This window comes from Oceanibaculum nanhaiense, assembly GCF_002148795.1.
GTDB lineage: Bacteria > Pseudomonadota > Alphaproteobacteria > Oceanibaculales > Oceanibaculaceae > Oceanibaculum > Oceanibaculum nanhaiense.
This window is the reverse complement of sequence record NZ_MPOB01000040.1, coordinates 1-311: the sequence shown is the minus strand read 5'-3', so window position 1 is coordinate 311 and position 311 is coordinate 1. Positions and strand designations below refer to the sequence as shown.

At 65.9% G+C, this 311-nt stretch carries 1 protein-coding gene; it reads left to right on the top strand.

Translation table 11 applies throughout. The features are described from left to right. On the top strand, window positions 1–311 hold a 311-nt coding region (locus BKM74_RS18415), incomplete at both ends, for an EF-Tu/IF-2/RF-3 family GTPase (protein ID WP_245826003.1).

Genomic DNA, 311 nt, shown 5'->3' with positions numbered 1-311 from the left:
GAAGACAGCGATCCGAAGCTGGGCCGCGAGGCGATCCTGGAGCTGATGGCCGAGGTCGATCGCTACATCCCGCAGCCCGAGCGCGCGAAGGACCTGCCGTTCCTGATGCCGATCGAGGACGTGTTCTCGATTTCCGGCCGTGGCACGGTGGTGACCGGCCGCGTCGAGCGTGGCATCGTGAAGGTTGGCGAGGAAGTCGAGATCGTCGGCCTGAAGGACACCACGAAGACGGTGGTGACCGGCGTCGAGATGTTCCGCAAGCTGCTGGACAGCGGCGAGGCTGGCGACAATATCGGCGCGCTGCTGCGTGG